The 14,349-nt window shown below is 47.0% G+C and carries 14 protein-coding genes; 2 read left to right on the top strand and 12 right to left on the bottom strand.

Features of this window, described 5'->3' with window-relative positions:
* On the top strand, positions 1–757 hold a 757-nt coding region (locus tag ABWW54_RS19890), incomplete at its 5' end, for an integron integrase (RefSeq protein ID WP_353414947.1).
* Positions 758–872: 115 nt separating this feature from the next.
* Here the strand turns inward: ABWW54_RS19890 and fadA are convergent.
* Positions 873–2,048: an acetyl-CoA C-acyltransferase FadA gene (gene fadA, locus ABWW54_RS19885; RefSeq protein ID WP_353414946.1), complete on the bottom strand. Its 1,176-nt coding sequence runs from the start codon at positions 2,046–2,048 to the stop codon at positions 873–875.
* Between the two features lie 29 nt (positions 2,049–2,077).
* Positions 2,078–4,234: a fatty acid oxidation complex subunit alpha FadB gene (gene fadB / locus ABWW54_RS19880; RefSeq protein WP_353414944.1), complete on the bottom strand. Its 2,157-nt coding sequence runs from the start codon at positions 4,232–4,234 to the stop codon at positions 2,078–2,080.
* Between the two features lie 282 nt (positions 4,235–4,516).
* On the opposite strand from fadB, the gene ABWW54_RS19875 reads away from it, so the two are divergent.
* A complete protein-coding gene (locus ABWW54_RS19875) occupies positions 4,517–4,882 on the top strand; it encodes a hypothetical protein (protein ID WP_353414942.1) in 366 nt (121 codons plus the stop codon).
* Positions 4,883–4,903: 21 nt separating this feature from the next.
* Here the strand turns inward: ABWW54_RS19875 and ABWW54_RS19870 are convergent, their stop codons facing one another.
* The 10 genes from ABWW54_RS19870 to ABWW54_RS19825 all read right to left on the bottom strand — a co-directional run bounded on the left by ABWW54_RS19870 (position 4,904) and on the right by ABWW54_RS19825 (position 14,138).
* Positions 4,904–5,143: a DUF1145 domain-containing protein gene (locus tag ABWW54_RS19870; RefSeq protein WP_353414940.1), complete on the bottom strand. Its 240-nt coding sequence runs from the start codon at positions 5,141–5,143 to the stop codon at positions 4,904–4,906.
* 51 nt (positions 5,144–5,194) lie between these two features.
* Positions 5,195–5,653, bottom strand: coding sequence for a methylated-DNA--[protein]-cysteine S-methyltransferase (locus tag ABWW54_RS19865; protein ID WP_353414938.1), 459 nt, complete (start codon positions 5,651–5,653; stop codon positions 5,195–5,197).
* Positions 5,654–5,683: 30 nt separating this feature from the next.
* Positions 5,684–7,078, bottom strand: a complete 1,395-nt coding sequence (locus ABWW54_RS19860) for a DNA-3-methyladenine glycosylase 2 family protein (protein WP_353414937.1) — start codon at positions 7,076–7,078, stop codon at positions 5,684–5,686.
* Between the two features lie 176 nt (positions 7,079–7,254).
* Positions 7,255–8,229 carry a right-handed parallel beta-helix repeat-containing protein gene (locus ABWW54_RS19855; RefSeq protein WP_353414935.1) on the bottom strand — a complete coding sequence of 325 codons (975 nt, stop codon included), beginning with the start codon at positions 8,227–8,229 and terminating at the stop codon, positions 7,255–7,257.
* Between the two features lie 16 nt (positions 8,230–8,245).
* On the bottom strand, positions 8,246–9,643 hold the full coding sequence (gene asnS, locus ABWW54_RS19850; RefSeq protein WP_353414933.1) for an asparagine--tRNA ligase: 1,398 nt from the start codon (positions 9,641–9,643) through the stop codon (positions 8,246–8,248).
* 46 nt (positions 9,644–9,689) lie between these two features.
* The gene (locus ABWW54_RS19845; protein ID WP_353414932.1) at positions 9,690–10,175 is read right to left on the bottom strand and encodes a glutathione peroxidase; all 486 of its coding nucleotides are present in this window, start codon (positions 10,173–10,175) and stop codon (positions 9,690–9,692) included.
* 176 nt (positions 10,176–10,351) lie between these two features.
* Positions 10,352–11,137 carry a class II aldolase/adducin family protein gene (locus ABWW54_RS19840; RefSeq protein WP_353414931.1) on the bottom strand — a complete coding sequence of 262 codons (786 nt, stop codon included), beginning with the start codon at positions 11,135–11,137 and terminating at the stop codon, positions 10,352–10,354.
* A 64-nt stretch (positions 11,138–11,201) separates the two neighbouring features.
* Complete coding sequence (locus ABWW54_RS19835) at positions 11,202–11,705, bottom strand: DUF6841 family protein (protein WP_353414930.1); 504 nt, start codon at positions 11,703–11,705, stop codon at positions 11,202–11,204.
* Positions 11,706–11,768: 63 nt separating this feature from the next.
* Entirely contained in the window at positions 11,769–13,139 is a 1,371-nt protein-coding gene (locus ABWW54_RS19830) for an NTP/NDP exchange transporter (RefSeq protein WP_353414929.1), read from the bottom strand.
* 3 nt (positions 13,140–13,142) lie between these two features.
* Positions 13,143–14,138 carry an SDR family oxidoreductase gene (locus tag ABWW54_RS19825; RefSeq protein ID WP_353414927.1) on the bottom strand — a complete coding sequence of 332 codons (996 nt, stop codon included), beginning with the start codon at positions 14,136–14,138 and terminating at the stop codon, positions 13,143–13,145.
* Positions 14,139–14,349 lie beyond the last annotated feature (211 nt).

The raw sequence follows: 14,349 nt of genomic DNA, 5'->3' as shown, positions 1-14,349 counted from the left end.
ACTTAACTCACTGGCATTTTTATACAATAAATATTTGGATAAACCTTTAGGAAATCTTTCAGAATTCAGACGTGTAAAACGTCAGCCTAAGCTACCCACAGTGTTGACTGAAGAGGAAGTAAAACGCCTTTTGTTGCTCACAGATCCGCAATATAAATTGCCGGTGGGGTTACTCTACGGGTCTGGGTTGAGGTTAATGGAGCTGGTTCGACTGAGGGTGAAAGACTTGGATCTTGATTTAAAACAAATCCAAATTTGGAATGGAAAAGGGTTTAAACATCGTTTGGTTACCTTGGCGCCCGAGCTGATTCCATCAATTAGAAAGAAAGTACGTTCAGTGGATGATTATCTTCAGCAAGACCTACTGCATGACGGCTTCGGCGGAGTCTGGATGCCAGACGCATTAGCTCGCAAGTACAGACATGCAAACCGACGGCTGTCTTGGCAATATCTATTTCCGTCTATTAAGTTAAGTGTTGACCCGCAAAGTGGCAAGATTCGCCGCCATCATATTGATGAAAGCGGTGTAAATAAGGCCATTCGCCGCGCAGCAAAAAAGGCAAACATTAGCAAGCAGGTCAGCTCACACACTCTAAGGCATTCGTTTGCTACCCATTTATTGCAAAGCGGTGCCGATATACGTACCGTTCAACAGCAACTGGGCCATAGCGACGTTAAGACCACCGAAATATACACCCATATTCTTAAACAGGGAGCAGATGGCGTTAAAAGCCCATTAAGTCGATTATTAGATTAGCCGCGGCTAATCAGAGCTTATTCATAAATAAAAAGGCCCCGATCAATGACTTGAACGGGGCCTGATTAGGGCAATGGCCAGTTTTCGGGCCATTATTTAGTCAGTCATTGAATGTCTAAACACGCTCAATGACAGTACTGATCCCTTGGCCTAGACCAATACACATGGTAGATATACCCCATTGCTGATCTCGGTCTTCCATTACGGTTAACAATGAACCGGAAATACGAGTACCAGAGCAACCAAAAGGGTGGCCTAGAGCAATAGCACCGCCGTGAACATTCACTTTGTCTTCCATGTCGTCCAAAAGATCAAGATCTTTTAGAACTGGTAGAGCTTGCGCTGCGAATGCTTCGTTCAATTCAACGTAATCAATATCATCAATATCCATGTCGAGCTGATCCAACGCCTTCTCTGTAGAAGGCACTGGGCCATAGCCCATGATTGATGGATCAACGCCCGCTAACGTGGTTGCGCGGATGACGCCTTTGGGGGTTAGGCCCAAATCAGCCGCTCGCTCAGCCGACATGATGATCATGCCGGAAGCGCCGTCGGTGATTTGCGATGATGAACCAGCGGTTACCGTGCCACCTTTAGGGTTAAACACTGGGCGCAACGCCGCTAGGCCTTCTGCCGTCGTGTCTTCGCGAATGGTCTCATCATGAACAACCATAAACGGTACGCCTTTTTCATCGTGCCCCATAACAGGAATGATCTCGTTAGCGAATTTACCAGCAGCACGAGCTTTAGCGGCTAACTGGTGAGAACGCGCCGCAAGTGCATCCATGTCTTCACGTTTGATGCCATGCATCATCGCAAGCATTTCTGCTGTCATGCCCATGCTGCCCGCGGCTTTTGCTGCGTACAAACCAAGCTCTGGGTTTGGGTCAACGCCTTCGTTCATGTTGATGTGGCCCATATGCTCCACACCGCCAACGATATAAACGTCACCAATTCCAGCCATAATGTTTGCCGCTGCCGTGTGCATGGCAGACATTGACGATCCACATAAACGATTAACCGTTTGCGCTGGTACCGTTTCCGGCAGGCCAGCCATAATGCCGGTAAAACGAGCCAGGTTAAAACCCTGCTCGTCACGCTGCATTACGCAACCCCAAATTAAATCATCAATTTCGTCTGCGTCTAACTCTTCGTTACGCGCCAATAAGCCTCGGATTACCGCCGCGCCTAATTCATCGGCGCGGGTGTGACGAAAACAACCGTTTTTAGAACGGCCCATTGCTGTGCGTGCAAAATCTACGATCACAGCGTCTCTTGGATTCAAACTCATAATACTTACCTTTCTAAATTCGTTAACGGTTACAGTGCGTAGTATTTGGCGCCATCGGCCGCCATCTTACGCTGTGTTTCAGTTGCGTCGTAAAGTGGCCCCAGTTCTTTAACTTGATCACTCAGCGAAACGAATTCGGCTGCACCCATTTGATCAATCCAACGGAAGATACCACCTCTAAAAGGAGGAAAACCCACACCGTAAACCAATGCCATATCAGCTTCAGCTGCTGAGCCAACTATGCCTTCTTCTAGGCAACGTGCTAATTCAGTCGCCATTGGCACCATCATGCGAGCGATGATTTCTTCAGGCGTAAATTCCTTACGTTCGGCCGTGATTGGCGCCAACAATTCGTAGGCCGCTTCATCAACGACTTTCTTTGGCTTACCGCGCTTGTCGGTTTCGTACTTATAAAAGCCCAAACCGTTTTTCTGTCCAAGACGATTCGCATCGTACATGGCATCGCCTGCCGTTTTATACGTTCCTTTCATTCGATCAGGAAAACCATCGGCCATGACTGCTTGACCGTGATGCCCTGTGTCCATACCCACAACGTCCATTAGGTACGCTGGGCCCATTGGCCAGCCAAAACGCTCCATCACTTTGTCTACTTGTTGGAAGTCTGCGCCGTCTCGAAGTAAGTCCATAAAACCAGCAAAGTATGGGAACAACACTCGGTTTACCAAAAAGCCTGGGCAGTCATTCACCACAATGGCTTTTTTGCCCATGGCGTTAGCGTAAGCAACCGTTCTGGCAATGGCCGTATCAGATGTTTTCTCACCACGAATTACTTCAACCAAAGGCATACGATGCACAGGGTTAAAAAAGTGCATACCGCAGAAATTTTCTGGTCGTTTTAATACTTCGGCTAAATGCGTAATAGAGATCGTAGAGGTATTTGACGCAATGACTGTGTCTTCAGTAACTTTATCTTCTAATTCAGCGAGTACCGCGTGCTTAACTTTCGGGTTTTCGACAACGGCTTCAACTACTACGTCTATGTCATCAAAATTATCGTAAGACAAAGTTGGGTCAATCCGCGCTAACGTCTCGCCCATTTTTTCTACCGTCATCTTCTTGCGCTTAACCGCTTTAGCAAGAAGTTTGTTTGCTTCAGACAAACCAAGATCTAAGCCATCTTGATTAATGTCTTTCATTTTAATCGGGGTGCCTTTAATCGCTGATTGATAAGCAATACCGCCGCCCATGATGCCAGCGCCCAATACAGCCGCTCGCTCAACCTTTTTGTCTGCTTTCTTTTCCCACGACTTGGCTTTTTTCCCAATCAGTTGATCAGACAAAAACAAGCCCACGAGGCTTTCGGCAACCGGCGTTTGCGCCAATTCAGCAAACGCATCCTGCTCGATGTCTAACGCGTCATCACGATACTTGCGCGCGGCGTGTTGCATCACTTCAATCGCCTTAACTGGAGCCGGATAGTGCGGGCCGGACATGCCTTTAACAAACGCTTTAGACGTTTCAAAAACCATCATCGACTCGGTTTCATTTAGCTTTAAAGGCTCGTCTTTTTGATCACGACGATCTTCGTAATCCATTTTTCCGTCGATGGCGTTTTGCAATACAGTTAACGCTGCATCGCGAAGGTCTTCAGGCGCAACAACACCGTCTACCACGCCCGCTTTCAATGCCGCGTCTGCGCGAACCTCTTTACCTGATGCAATCCAATCAATGGCTGTATCCGCTCCCGCGATGCGTGGTAAGCGAACGGTGCCGCCCCAACCGGGAATGATACCCAATTTGGTTTCAGGCAAGCCCACTTTTGCAACCGAACTCATCACGCGAAAGTCGCATGCCAAACAAAGCTCTAGACCACCACCCATGGCGTAACCGTTGATGGCAACGCAAGTTGGAAAGTCTAATGTCTCAAGCGTGTTGAAGCTGTCGTTGTTTTTTCCAAGGTGTGAGCCAACGTCAATGTCACCACCGTTGTCCCCAAACAATGGAACAAACTCAGTAATATCAGCACCCACAATAAACACAGGTTTCGCACTGGTGACCAGTAGGCCTTTTACGTCATCGGCGTCATCTAACAAAGCAACCGCTTCGGCTAGTTCAGAAACCGTCTTAGAATCAAATTTGTTGACCGACTCGCCTTGCAAGTCGAAATTCATTTCGGCGATGCCACCGTCAAGCATCTTTACCGAGATAGCGCTACCATTAAACATCTAGTTGGCCTCTTTGGTTATAGTGTTGTGTCAGGTGCTGACTGTATTACGCCCTTACTGGGAAATCAGCTCCTTAGTTAAAAATCGAACGAGCGCTCGATTTAATTACCGCATTATGCTTAGATTGGGGCAATAAAGCCAGCTTTCATCCATTCATGCCCTGAATAAAGGTGTATTCACCATGTTAATGATCAGTTTACTGCGAGTTACATGACAAATGGATTAAAACTGCCTATCAACTTCCAAGAAAAGATCACACTATAATTCAGGAGCCGACTAAAAATGCCGAACTACCCAGATTCATTTGACCGTATGCTTGACGCATGGAACGAACAAGACCCAACTCGAATCCGCGCTCATCTTGAGGCGGCTTTAACATCAGACGTGTATTTTGCTGACCCGACCATTGTTCTGACGGGCATTGATGATTTTGAAAAGATGGTTCACGAGGTTCAAGGGCGCATTCCCGGCGCAGTCTATTCAAGAACCAGCAGAGTGGATACTCATCACGACTTATATCGATATCATTGGGCGATACACGTCAACGGAGAGCAAATCGTTCAGGGTTTTGACGTGGTCGAAGAGCGCAAAGGAAAAGTTGCGAGAGTGCTTGGCTTTTTTGGAGACCTACCAATCAACGCGACGTAATCTATGTGCAAAGCAGCTACGTTAACTTGGTCGACCATTGATATAAATAACACCAAACACAATGGTCATTAAAAACCCTTTTAGGGTTGAATCCCCCTTGCTAGATATCCGTTTGCTAAAGACAAAATATTCAATCAAATGAGCGACTAACAATATAGCGCCTAGGAGCGTTAACCATGATGCATACGCACTGGGCAGCAGCCCTAGAAATGCGCCTAGAATGGCAGCCCATACAACCAGCATAATGACTCTAAGAACCATGCGAAACCCTGTCTGTTTTCTCTTTTATCTTAGATTGAGTATACGCAAAAGTTAGAACAGGAGTGAACCTTCGTGTTTAAGAAGCCATGCTTTTCTATCCACTCCGCTGGCGTAACCAGTGAGGGCACCATTAGCGCCGATGACTCGGTGACAAGGAACGATAATACTAATGGGGTTTTTACCATTAGCCGCACCCACGGCTCTAACCGCCTTTGGGTTTTGAATGGCCTCCGCGATATCTTGATACGAGCACGTTTGCCCGTAATCAATAGCGCATAAAGCCTGCCATACTCCTTGTTGAAAATCAGTCCCCGTGGCGTCCAAAGCAATATTGAATGTTCGGCGCTCGCCGTCAAAATACTGATTTATTTGACGTATGGCCTCATCAGTGATTGAGCTGGAATTAACGGAACTTGTTTCTTCCACAAAATTAAGTGACGTAATTCCGGAATCACCGGCGCATACTTCCATGCGACCCAATGGGGTATCAACGTGATCTCGGTAGCTCATACAACTATCTCCTATTAAAATTAATTGTTATTAAAGCAAGTTCCAAAGCTGAAAGCCCAAATAGCTGCGATACGGGCGTGCCTGCTCTGTGTCCAAATCACCCACTAACTTGAGCGCATTTTTAATTCCTGAGTCTCCATCTAGCCAAACATCGGGGTCCTTTGTAGCCCTCAGTTTTACGTAGTTAACGGTCCACGGGCCTATGCCTTTAATATCCAACCAAGCGTCTATGTCATCGGTATCTTCGGTCGTCATCATGTACTTAGCCAAGCGTCGAAGCGTATCCTTGCGAGATTGCGGCATTCGAAAAAACGCCAACTCACTGTTAGCAACCGCCTGCGGTGAAGGGAAAAGGTAACGGGCTGATTGATGTTCCATCGACACGCTTTCGCCGAGTTCCTCGACCAATAAGGTAACTAAGTCGTGAGCCTGCTTGACCGACACTTGTTGTCCCAAAATTGCGCGTACACCAGACTCAAAGGTGGCCCACACGCCAGGCACTCTCAACCCGCTGTGATACGAAAATGCGTTGTCCACCATGTCAGTCAAATGAGCTTCGATCGACGCAATGGGTGCATCCAAATCCAAGACCGCTCGAATACGTTGAATTACCTTGGGTAATTTACTGAGGTCACTCAAACACAGTTTAACTCGAACGCAGTGTTGCTGAGGATCGGGTGTTAATTCAAACATACCGGAGGTGCCCTCCATATCAATGGTTCTGCCATAACAACCGTGTTCAACCCATTCTAAACCAGGAATGATCCGTCGTTGCAGAAAGCCGATGAACTTGTCCCAATCAAATGGTGGCCGGTAATCAAGCTTAAGTTCGATACCATCGTTGGCGCTACGCACCTTAGAGCGTATCTGTGTGGGCGTTAACGCCAATCGCTCCTGCATAACTTCATTAAATCTGCGCACGCTATTAAAGCCCGTTGCAAAGGCAATTTGAGTTACCGGAAGGTCAGTTTGATGCAATAGTTGCTTGGCAAGTAAGCACTGTCTATGCAGCGCGTATCGCTTTGGTGACGTACCCAAATGTTCTGAAAAAAGCCCACGCAAGTGTCGTGAGGTTACCCCCAACCGGTCAGACAAAGCCTCCAACGAATCGTCTTGCAGTGCGCCATCATCGATAAGCTTAACCGCTCGCTGTAAGGTCACTTGAGTTCCTATCCAAGCATTGGAGTTTGGGGCACTGTCTGGCCGACAGCGCAAGCAGGGGCGAAAGCCTGATTCGGCGGCAGAAATAGAAGAAGAATAGTACTCCACGTTTTCTTCCTTGGGCGGATTCGCTGGGCAGATTGGGCGACAATAGATCCCAGTGGTCTTTACGGCAGTGAAAAACACGCCATCAAAACGCGCATCCTTTGCTAGCCGAGCGCTGGTGTATTGATGCTGAATCTTAGTATCTGAAATGAGTGTCATGATTTTATTCTAAACATAAAATCCGATAAAACTGGCGGTTTTCGGAACTAAATACCATTTCCGTTATGCACCCGAGGATGCATTAGTAATGGAGAATAAGGCTTTAGCGGATGAACCTACAGCGCATTTCAATGGGGCCTTAAGCAAAACACCCGACATTCTGCATTCGAAATGCTCTAAAGGTCGTTACGGCACGTGCTCGTTGAAACGTCAGTACCGATCACACCACCGGTGGGCTCAAAAATATTGCCTTCGACTTTAGTATCTGCGTCTTCACCTCGAACCAAAATTGTCCCGAAAGCGCAATCTCCACCGAATCGGTTATTTTTTATTGTCACGTTGGTGGGCGACCCAAATCCCTGCCCTTTATCATTGACCTGGACGCACCAGCCCCCTCCATTTAGCCAATTACCTTCAATTCTTACGTTGTCGATTGGGCCAAAGTTTGTCTGTATTATCAAGCACTGACTGTTGGTGAACCCAGTAAGCGGTGGCATATCGATGTTGTTCCCACGCACAATAACATTGCCACCAGAGACCATCTGCACGCCGTCTGAATGAGAACCAACCTTAGACCCTAAACGATGAAACCAAGACTGCTCGATTAGCACATTGCGGCTCGGTTTTACCGCATCGCCACCAGAGTCATGAATGTTCACTCGCCGCAACGTAAAATTTGACCCCAAGACTCCCGATGAGGTCATGTTGAACATCTCCGTGTCTTCGACTAAAACGTTGCTGACATCATCATCGACACGTATGGCATACAGACCTGAACAATCGATACGAACATTTCTAATCGTAACGTCACTGGCCTCAATTTGAATGCAGCCCTGGATACTAAGATTCTCGATTAACGCCCCGTTTTCGGTCACTTTAATGGTGCCATCGTGCGGCGTCAACACCCCGGCTGGCCCAGTGTTCTCAGGGCCAGGTTTGCTTTGCGAGATTGGAACCGCAGACGTTGAGCTACCATCAATGGGTGTTCGTTGCTTAGCAGAGACAATGGCCGGCACCATATACAGCAACTGTTCATCATTTTCAGGGGCAGCGTCTTTCGCGTTCTTTACTTGTTCACTCGCCGATAACGTGCTGGCAAAGACTGACAAAGCCGTCGCCATCATCATCTTCGACGAGTAAAGCTGCTTCATGGAAATAACACGGCCGTTAGAAATCGGCCGAACCCGGCGTTCTAGGAAACGGTATCGCGTCCCTGATGTTCTCCATTCCGGTCACGTAATTAATCAGTCGCTCAAAACCCAATCCAAAACCGGCGTGCGGTACCGTACCGTATTTCCGAAGGTCTCGATACCACCACAGATGATCCGCGGTCTCTTGATCAGGAAAACGTGTATCTAACACATCCAGCCGTTCCTCTCGTTGGCTGCCGCCAATGATTTCACCGATACCCGGAACCAATACATCCATTGCCGCGACTGTTTTTTCATCATCGTTCAAGCGCATGTAAAATGCCTTAATGTCTTTCGGGTAGTTTTTTAAAACCACGGGACCTTTAACGTGTTCCTCCGACAAAAAGCGTTCATGTTCCGACGCTAAATCAACGCCCCATTCCACTGGGTATTCAAACTTCTTGCCGCTCTTGAGTAAAATGTCGATGGCGTCCGTGTAGTCCATATGAACAAACTTGGAGTCCAATACGCTCTGTAGCCGATCGATAATACCTTTGTCGACGCGCTGCTGGAAAAACGCCATGTCGTCAGCTCGGTCGTCTAGCACCGCCTTAATACAGTGCTTAAGAAAATCTTCTGCCAACGCAGCGTCGTCTTCTAAGTCAGCAAACGCGATTTCCGGCTCCACCATCCAAAACTCGGCTAAGTGTCGGCTTGTATTTGAATTCTCAGCACGAAAAGTTGGCCCAAAGGTATACACCTTAGACATAGCCATACAATACGATTCAACATTCAGCTGACCCGATACGGTTAAAAAGCTCTCACCTCCGAAAAAGTCTTGCGAGTAGTCAACCTGTCCTTTGTCATCGTGCGGCAAATTCATCATATCTAAGGTTGAAACCCTAAACAGCTCACCCGCGCCTTCCGCATCACTGTCGGTGATGAGTGGTGTATTCACCCAGTGAAAGCCGTTTTGGTAGTAGTAGTTATGGATCGCATTAGCCAGCGTATTTCGTACTCGGGTTACCGCACCAATGGCGTTTGTTCTAGGGCGAAGGTGAGCTTGCGTGCGCAAATACTCAAACGTGTGCCTCTTTTTCGCCATTGGGTAGGTTTCTGGCTCAACCACCCAACCTACAACCTCGATTGAGTCGGCTTGGATCTCAACAGATTGGCCTTGCCCCTGAGATTCAACCAAGGTGCCAGTGGCAATCACTGAGCAACCCGTGCCTATCTGTAAAACCTCCTCTTCATAATTTGACAGCGAATCAGGAACCACGACTTGAATTGCGTCAAAACAAGAGCCATCGTGAATCGCAACGAACGATATGCCAGCCTTTGAGGTACGGCGAGTTCGCACCCACCCTTTTATTGTAACTTCTGTGTCAGTGGCCACTGCACCACCAAACAAATCTGCAACGGAGTTTTTGTTCATAAATTTTCGAATGTTTTAATCGCCGATGATTGGCGTTGCGCTGGAGTTAGATCTGCGCTAATAGTTTTTCAATATCATCTCGTAGTTTTTCTGGTTTAGTTCGCGGTGCGTAACGACGAACCACATTACCGTTATGGTCTACTAAAAATTTAGTAAAATTCCATTTAATACGTTTGCTCCAGAAAACCCCACGAGCGGATTCTTTTAAATGCTTAAATAACGGATGCGCCTCTTTGCCATTAACAACAACCCGTGAAAATACGGGAAAACTGACCCCATAATTCGTTTGGCAAAAGTTCTGAATGGTTTCATCATCACCAGGATCTTGATTGGCGAATTGATTGCAAGGGAAACCCAATATCTGTAACCCTTTGTCTCCATATTGTTGATTCAGTTCCTCTAGCCCTGCGAATTGAGGCGTAAAGCCGCACTTACTTGCGGTATTAACAAGCAATAAAACCTTACCTTCGTACTCACTTAGGCTCAGTAACTCGCCACTGCGATACTTAACCTTGTAGTTGTATACAGACATAGGAACACCCTATAAGTTAACTGATTCACCAGTGGCACACAGACCGTTATGTCCGGACCAACCAGTGACACGCTCTAAAAGCGTGCTCGTGGACAGAGAATATCATTTTTAAATCCACGGCGCAGTCACCAAGCAAACACACTCCTACATCTAAGCGCTTCAGATGGCATTACAAATCAAAGATCTCGGTACGAATCATCCTCACGGTCGACCAAGCGTTGTAATGCGGCGAACTCCAATTGACCATTTGCGACTGGCGTATTTGCCATTTGCAATTCAAGGAGCTTTTCGGTCATTTGCCCGATTGATTCATCAACCGGCGCAACGGCCTTTCCAGTCTGATCAACGGAAACCTGAATCTCGCACGCTCTCTGCAATAGCGTCATGTTCATAAACATATCGGCGATCGTTCCGCCTGTTGTAAGAAGGCCATGACTTCTTAGAATTAAGAACTGTTTATCGCCTAAGCTCTTTAAAAGGTCTTCTTTTTCGCCATCCATTACGGTGATGCCCTGGAAATCATGGTAAGCAATTTTGTTGTACAAAAGCACGGAATAGAAATTATCTATCCGAAGCCCCTCTTGTTGACAAGCCACCGTCATGCCTGCGGTTGAATGGATGTGTCCAATGCAGTGAGCGTCTTCTCTGGCTCCATGAATCGCACTGTGAATAAGCATGCCGGCAGGATTCACTGCGTAATTAGTGTCTTCCACGATGCTGCCATTAATGTCCACTTTAACTAAATTTGAAGCGGTGACTTCCTTGTAATGTAGACCGTATGGATTGATCAGAAAATGCCCTTCTTCGCCGGGCACTTTAACCGTGATGTGGTTATAAATAAGTTCGCTCCAACCCATGTAATCGAAGATTCGATAACACGCAGCGAGTTGGGTTCGTATGTCTTTTTCGGCTTGGTTCATGGCCTGCTCCTCGTTTTTTATACTGTCTGAGTATATCGACAATAACGAACAAGCAACAGGCCACGACTGGTCTTAAACTAGCCAGTAAAAACCCACGAACGAAACGCTAATCGTCAATGTATGATTCTTTTCGATAGATAAACGGCGTCTGATCAGGTGAGATGGATTGAATCATGAAGATTTTCCATCCATCTTCATACTTATACAAGGAATAGACTGACGACCGTCGATCAATCACTGCACCGTCTTGGTTATAAACATTGGCAATATTACTGGCCAAGGCATGGTTTTGACCCAGTTTTACGTATTGCACTTTTTCCCAGCGAATGCCCGCAGCTCCCTTTTTCTCGAGCGAGTTCAAGAAAAACGAAAAGCCCTTGCCCAACACCGCATGACCGTCAGCTAGCCTGGGAGCGACATTGGGCGGAACCTGTAACGTTTGATCAGCAAAGTGATCCAAGACAATGGAAATGTCTCCGCCTTGCTTCTTATCAAAGTACTTAGCATAGCTTGTGACATAGTCTGTAAAAAATTCTTCTATCTCAGCATCTGTCTGCCCAAATGACGCAGGCGACACTAGGATGAATAACGTTAATATATATTTGCGCATTGTGTTTCCTTAAATGTAGTAACTCTGTTTTTGTTGAAAAAATGTGATTGCAAAGCACCTTGCTCAGGCTTTGCTTAATGTGGGTTTCTGGACCGTTGATTGGATCAACGTAGAGCTTGGTTGAATGTCGGTATTTTGCTCATATGACTTGCCTAAACGAAAAGCGACTCGAGCCCAAACCGAGCTTATTCCAGCCCCTATAAGAGCAATGGCCGCCAGCCCCAAACCGAGCCCTTCACTTAAGAATGCAAAGAGAGTTCCACTGACAGCGTCGCCCCCCCGATAAACAACCACATCGATGACGGGTTTGGACTTAAATCGCTCCTCTTGAGTGACCTGGGTAAACAACATTTCACGAGCAGGTCGGGTGACAGCATAATTTCCGGCACGTCGTGCAATTTGAATTGCCATCACCACCACAATCAAGGGAGCAAACGTTAGTGCCAACATGCCCACCACAAGCAATATTGGCAGCAACATCAATGTAATAGGCATGCCGAGCTTGGTCACAATTCGACCAGTAACAAAGAACGCCAAGACAAACGTTAAGGTGTTAACCACCCAATCAATCGAGCCAAGAATTTGAGCGCGCTCAGGTCGTGAATAGTCAGCCAGTAGGTTTTTTTGTTCGAAGTACACGAACGATCCGATGAAAACGTAAAGCAATATAAATAGAGCAATGCCCAATAGATATCGATTGCTGATTACCTTGTTAAAGCCGGTCCACCAATTTCCACCCAACGGGTTCGTCTGCAAGCGAGACGCCGACGTTTCGGTGCCTTCGCCCTCTGATTGCGCACGGCCTAAGTCGGTTTGTTTTAGTTTGTACAAATAGAACACCAGCGGCACCACGAACGCTAATCCGCAAGCGGAAATCAACATCAATGTCTGTAAACCCAGACGGTCGGCAAAAAACGCAGGTATAGCAGGGCCCACGATGGCACCAGCACTGCCGCCCGCCGCTATGACCGCAAAGAGACGTTTACCTTGTTCTTTGGAAAAGGTGTCTGACATCAAACTCCAAAACACGGAGAGGTGTATCAAGCTGAAGGCGCTAACCCAAAGGTAAAAGGACTTCTCAATAATTGTTGGTTCGACAAACAATGGAGTGAAAATGTAAAACCCTATAAAACTCGCTCCGAATATTGAATACACAATGGGCACCACATTCTTAAAACTCACTCGGCTGATCATCCACCCATAGCCCGAGACAATAGCAATGCTGATAAAGAACTGCAGATTCCACAGCATACTAACCTCAGTATCAGACCAGTCGCTGGCCATGGCATCGCGCACGGGCCTCAATACAAAGTAAGATGCCATTAAAACGAACACCATCAAAAACGATACGGCCGTTGCTCTGAACTCGTGCGAATGGATATTGGATGTCATCTCAACCACCTTCGCCAATAGATTACGCTTATTGAGAGGCATTTCTTACTCCCCTTGACTTGAGGTGCCCTTGGAGGAACTCGGTTGTGTTGCGGCAGCCTGTTTGGCTAGTTGCGCGTCAAGTATCGAAATCAGCTGATCGCGAGTCATTGAAAACTCATGGTCCGCATTGACCTGCGCAATTTTTTTCATTAATCCACCAATGGCGTATCCGGCCTCGCGAGCGTTCGGTACAACCAGGTAACGAAGCTTTGGCGTCGCGGAGAACAGCGCATGCACCACAGCGTCAGCAACCGGCTGTGGATCTTTATGCTGAGATCGATCCGACTTTGTAAAACCAACCATCCGCTTGTATTCGTCTTCGTATTGAGTGGATTGATTGTTGCTCTTTAGCTTCGCGAGCCTCTTATGCATATTTTCCATGATATTCGACTGAAAATTGCCGGGTTCAATAACGCTCACCTTTACGTCAAACTTAGCCATTTCTCCGGCCAACGCATCGGTGTACGCTTCAACTGCAAACTTACTCATCGAATACGGCCCAAACATTGGCCCCGAACTGAATCCAGCAACCGACCCTGTGGAGCTAATACGACCCTTGCTTTTCATGATCAACGGTGCAAATGCCTTGGTGACTCGATAAGGCCCATAGACATTCACGTCCATTAGAAAGTCCATTTCTTTTTCACTCACTTCAATCATTGGAGAGTAAATGAACACACCCGCATTGTTGACAAGACCGTGCAAGCCTCGACCCTGCTGCTCTACCAGCTTAACGGCGGCAGCGATATCATCGTCTTTGGTCACATCGAGGCGTATACCCAGCATGTTTTTGTTTTTCGAAAGCCGCTCAATATCGTGGCTCTTGCGTGCTCCGGCGTAAACAAACACCCCTTTTTCAGCCAGCGTTTCAGCTATACGCTTACCCAAACCACTTGAAGCACCAGTCACCAAAACTGCTTTGCCTTGATACGGTATATCGGCTGCCAGACCGATTGATGCAAACGTCATTAGAACCACTAAAATTAATACGTTCTTCATTAGAATATTTCCTCAATTAAAATTCGTTAGGCAAGATTAAACGTAAACTTAGCCTCACTATTTTTAATAGACGAAACCCGCTGAACAGACGCCTAACCCACTTCGTTAGAGAAATCCCATTTGGTCTACGCTGGTTGCCAGTTGGTCAGCGTTAGATCCAATTTGGTCTACTCTAAAGCACAGATTACAGAGCTGATGTATAGTCACGAGT

It is taken from the genome of Arenicella sp. 4NH20-0111, assembly GCF_040366405.1.
Taxonomy (GTDB): domain Bacteria; phylum Pseudomonadota; class Gammaproteobacteria; order Arenicellales; family Arenicellaceae; genus Arenicella.
This window is presented reverse-complemented; position numbering and strand designations above follow the sequence as displayed.

Bases quoted from the DNA above. Each gene is read 5' to 3' on its own strand.
- ABWW54_RS19835 (WP_353414930.1), bottom strand. From the start codon at position 11,705: ATGCGCAAATATATATTAACGTTATTCATCCTAGTGTCGCCTGCGTCA.
- ABWW54_RS19825 (WP_353414927.1), bottom strand. From the start codon at position 14,138: ATGAAGAACGTATTAATTTTAGTGGTTCTAATGACGTTTGCATCAATC.
- fadB (WP_353414944.1), bottom strand. From the start codon at position 4,234: ATGTTTAATGGTAGCGCTATCTCGGTAAAGATGCTTGACGGTGGCATC.
- ABWW54_RS19845 (WP_353414932.1), bottom strand. From the start codon at position 10,175: ATGTCTGTATACAACTACAAGGTTAAGTATCGCAGTGGCGAGTTACTG.
- ABWW54_RS19830 (WP_353414929.1), bottom strand. From the start codon at position 13,139: ATGCCTCTCAATAAGCGTAATCTATTGGCGAAGGTGGTTGAGATGACA.
- ABWW54_RS19860 (WP_353414937.1), bottom strand. From the start codon at position 7,078: ATGACACTCATTTCAGATACTAAGATTCAGCATCAATACACCAGCGCT.
- ABWW54_RS19870 (WP_353414940.1), bottom strand. From the start codon at position 5,143: ATGGTTCTTAGAGTCATTATGCTGGTTGTATGGGCTGCCATTCTAGGC.
- fadA (WP_353414946.1), bottom strand. From the start codon at position 2,048: ATGAGTTTGAATCCAAGAGACGCTGTGATCGTAGATTTTGCACGCACA.
- ABWW54_RS19875 (WP_353414942.1), top strand. From the start codon at position 4,517: ATGCCGAACTACCCAGATTCATTTGACCGTATGCTTGACGCATGGAAC.
- ABWW54_RS19855 (WP_353414935.1), bottom strand. From the start codon at position 8,229: ATGAAGCAGCTTTACTCGTCGAAGATGATGATGGCGACGGCTTTGTCA.
- asnS (WP_353414933.1), bottom strand. From the start codon at position 9,643: ATGAACAAAAACTCCGTTGCAGATTTGTTTGGTGGTGCAGTGGCCACT.
- ABWW54_RS19865 (WP_353414938.1), bottom strand. From the start codon at position 5,653: ATGAGCTACCGAGATCACGTTGATACCCCATTGGGTCGCATGGAAGTA.